At 49.5% G+C, this 3248-nt stretch carries 5 protein-coding genes and 1 pseudogene; 1 reads left to right on the plus strand and 5 read right to left on the minus strand.

All coding sequences use genetic code 11. The features are described 5' to 3' along the window. The 3 genes and pseudogenes from APH33_RS22535 to APH33_RS27295 form a co-directional block, all read right to left on the minus strand. A pseudogene (locus APH33_RS22535) lies at positions 1-221 on the minus strand (sugar-binding protein); the annotation flags it as partial. A gap of 58 nt (positions 222-279) precedes the next feature. Next, positions 280-723: an Imm26 family immunity protein gene (locus APH33_RS22540; protein WP_082433685.1), complete on the minus strand. Its 444-nt coding sequence runs from the start codon at positions 721-723 to the stop codon at positions 280-282. Next, the gene (locus APH33_RS27295; RefSeq protein ID WP_177332439.1) at positions 720-1136 is read right to left on the minus strand and encodes a hypothetical protein; all 417 of its coding nucleotides are present in this window, start codon (positions 1134-1136) and stop codon (positions 720-722) included. The genes APH33_RS22540 and APH33_RS27295 overlap by 4 nt, the downstream gene beginning before the upstream one ends. Positions 1137-1293: 157 nt before the next feature. Here APH33_RS27295 and APH33_RS26940 point away from each other — a divergent pair. Continuing rightward, positions 1294-2150 (plus strand): IS5 family transposase gene (locus tag APH33_RS26940; RefSeq protein ID WP_156352034.1). Its coding sequence is split into 2 segments (ribosomal slippage): positions 1294-1638 and positions 1641-2150, totalling 855 coding nucleotides; the frame shifts between segments, so codons are not numbered across the junction. A 62-nt stretch (positions 2151-2212) separates the two neighbouring features. Here the strand turns inward: APH33_RS26940 and APH33_RS22555 are convergent. Together APH33_RS22555 and APH33_RS26945 are read right to left on the minus strand one after the other, a co-directional pair. Further along, complete coding sequence (locus tag APH33_RS22555; protein WP_082433686.1) at positions 2213-2644, minus strand: NTF2 fold immunity protein; 432 nt, start codon at positions 2642-2644, stop codon at positions 2213-2215. A 1-nt stretch (position 2645) separates the two neighbouring features. Continuing rightward, on the minus strand, positions 2646-3248 hold a 603-nt coding region (locus tag APH33_RS26945; RefSeq protein ID WP_177332440.1), incomplete at its 5' end, for an RHS repeat-associated core domain-containing protein.

The following is a 3248-nucleotide window of genomic DNA, read 5'->3' on the forward strand; positions in this document are numbered from 1 at the left end:
GGACTCAGTTCCTGTGTCAGTCGACCTAAAAGGTCATAGCTGTAGCCGAGCTTTTCCTCGGTGATGCCCAGCTGTTTGCCAGTAGGCGTCGGCTGGCGCTGAATGCTCAGCAAGCGGTCAGCGTTGTCGTAGGCGAAGTCTTGCCGCGCATCGCGGTTGACCTTGGCCAGTAACCGGCCAATGGCGTCGCGCTCGAACAGCGTGCTGCGCTCGGGGCGCTCACGCAATTGTCAATTCAGCATTTTCTTAAGGAGCCAAACCACCGAGTCACCTGGACTTTTAATATTGCTGCAGGAATCTTTCGATCAACGCAAAGCCGGAGACACCCATTAGCATGTGATTTTGGTATTCATCAATGGCCAATACTCTAACCGGAACTCCCCGCCGATAGAGAGTCCCCGCCATATTAAACTCCAAATCCTTCATCGAGGGATCAGAAACCACTCCACGCTTTATAATAGGCCACTCTCCCGTCTTCAACTTATCCACAGCCGTGAACATCACCCTAAAATCCCCTCGGTGATCTTTGAATACCAAATACTCTTCACCCTCAGACACTATCTCATCAGTACCTACCGACAGTACTGCAAAAGCGAATATCTTTTTAAATTTTTGCTCCTTACTATCTATTCCTAACCAAATTATTTGGCCGATTGCGAACCTACCATCCTCCATAGGAATAGAAAAAAAATCACCTGCCTGCATAGATTCTACTCCTTTCATGGGCCGAGCCCCTTCATTTTCGCCAAAGCGTCAGATAGTACATCACTTCCCCAGCCAGGACTATGCCCAGCCACGTCATAAATTGGAGCATTAGGATTGGAAGGGCTATACGACCTGATTCTATTCAACAAGTTTGTAACCCCATTTGTAGATAGCACTCCCCCATTGAGGTCCATGATTTGTTGCTCTAGAAACTTGGCCTCGGCCTTGGTTAAATTATTATCAAAAATCACATGCTGTTGTAAATGAGATTTCCCTGGAGTGGCAGCATGCACACCTAAGCGAGCAGGTGCATCACCTCGCCCAACGTACTTAACAACTCCATTTTCCGTTAATACGTAAAGACCTTGCCCATTTACTGGATCGTATTTATTCCCCGTACCCCCGGCACTACGCTGTGATGGCTTGCCCATGCATGGAGTCAACCCGATAGGATCTATCCAATTATTTGGATTCAGCACATACCCGTAGAGATTAGGCTCTGTACGAAATCCCGAGAAACCTAATCGCCGCTCCTTTAGCGCTGAGATTTTGTAGAGTCACGCGCCATTAACGGAAAGGAATTCTGTGATGGCAAGGCGCTACGAACTCACGGACGAGGCCTGGGATGTGGTCTCCGATCTCTTCATCGAAACCCATGGCCGAGGCCGCCCCCGACTGAGCGACCGGCTGATGCTCGATGGCGTGCTTTGGGTGCTCTGCTCAGGTGCTGCATGGCGAGATATGCCAGAGCGCTTCGGCCCATGGTCAACGGTGTATCAGCGGTTTCGGGGCTGGCGAAACCAAGGGACTTTCGAGCAGATGCTCAAACGTCTGCACCTGCGATTGAATGAGCAGGGCTTGATCGATCTGCAAACCTGGATGATCGACTCAACCGCAATACGCGCAATCCGAGCCTCATCTGGCGCCGGAAAGAAAGGGGGCCTGACGAGCCTGCCGATCATGCTCTAGGCCGCAGTCGCGGTGGCCTGACAACCAAAATCCACATGCTCTGCGACGCCAACGGAACACCGCTGCGCTTTCTCCTCTCTGGCGGTCAAGCCAGTGACATCAGCTACGCACAACCACTGTTGGACGAGGTCAGCATTCCATCGAGCCAATGTGGCCGCCCGCGCAAGCGCTGCAAATGGCTGCTTGCCGACAAGGGCTACGACGCAGAAGCGCTACGCCGCTACTGCGACCTATATCGAATGCAACCCGTCATCCCGCTGCGCTCGATGAAGCGCAAGCCCAAGCCTGGCTTACCCAGACTGTTTGACCGGCCCAAATACCGACAGCGCAACATCATCGAGCGCATGTTCGGCTGGCTGAAAGAGAACCGCCGGATCGTGACCCGCTTCGACAAGCTCGCGAAAAGTTATGCCGCAATGGTCTCACTAGCTTGCTCCATGCGGTGTTTGCGACATCTCTTTTCGTACAGAGCCTAAGTCAGTCCTCCGGGCAGGTCGCTGTACTTATCCATTCAGCAACGCCAACTTTAGCAACAGATTCACAATGGAGCACGACGCCATTTTTCATCAAAACTCAATATCTCTTTCTTTTTTACTTTCCACTCACCTTCTTTAAACATCATGTAAATTTTCGAAATTGTTTCAGCCCCTTTGACTTGCTGAACTTGCACGGTTATATTTTTTTCATCGCTGCCCAAGACTTTAATTTCATCGACATCAGGATCGTAGGTTGCAGGCTTGGTGCAGCCTAAATCTATAAGGCGACCATAATTAAACTTATCCTTAATAACGTATTTGCTAAGAATCAACTCTAACCTCTGCGCATACGCCTCCTTTAGCTTTGGATCATCAACTCCTTCGCTGAGGGCTTTTTTTCGCTTATCAAAAAAGTCCAACTCCCATGCATTCATCTCTTCCATGAACGCGACAAGAGCATTCGGCACATCCTCTGAAATATTTTTTCTCGACATATTAATTTCCAAAAATTCCCTCAAGTATTTTTTCGCCCTGATGGAAGACATCATAAGTTATAGATGTAGGGCGGGTGCCACCGTTACCATATATGAAGTTTACTTCAACATCCACAGCGCCTTTTTTCTGAACCACGTTTGCAACCTGAGATTCGAAAGCTCTGAATTGGCCACGATTTATGCCTTTTAATTGAGGGAAGACGCCATCTTTCCCTCCGGAACCTCCTAAGAGCTTACCAATGATGTGTCCAGCATCATCATCGGAATTGCCCATCATTCTGGCCCAAGCTCTCGAGGACTGATTGGTTGCCGTGCCAGACTTCAGATCACCTTTTGTAATTGTAGCAGTCGCTTTCAATGGCTGACCCGCCACTCCCCTTGTGACATTGGTCGTGACACACCATCCCAACGGGTCAAGCCAACCAGTCGAACTAGGTGCGTAACTATATAAATTGAATCCTCCAAATAAACCAATTGGATCTTGTGTGATAAATCTCGCGAGAGCGGGATCATAATAGCGGAACGTATTGTAGTGCAGCCCGGTTTCACCATCGAAGTACTGGCCCTGGAAGCGCAAATTCTGATCGACTTCACTAACGGCCAA

The organism is Pseudomonas sp. NBRC 111130 (assembly GCF_001320485.1).
GTDB classification, from domain to species: Bacteria; Pseudomonadota; Gammaproteobacteria; order Pseudomonadales; family Pseudomonadaceae; genus Aquipseudomonas; species Aquipseudomonas vlassakiae.

What these genes read in the sequence shown, in the direction of transcription:
- APH33_RS22540 (WP_082433685.1), bottom strand. Translation starts at nt 723, where the DNA reads ATGAAAGGAGTAGAATCTATGCAGGCAGGTGATTTTTTTTCTATTCCT.
- APH33_RS22555 (WP_082433686.1), bottom strand. Translation starts at nt 2,644, where the DNA reads ATGTCGAGAAAAAATATTTCAGAGGATGTGCCGAATGCTCTTGTCGCG.
- APH33_RS27295 (WP_177332439.1), bottom strand. Translation starts at nt 1,136, where the DNA reads ATGGGCAAGCCATCACAGCGTAGTGCCGGGGGTACGGGGAATAAATAC.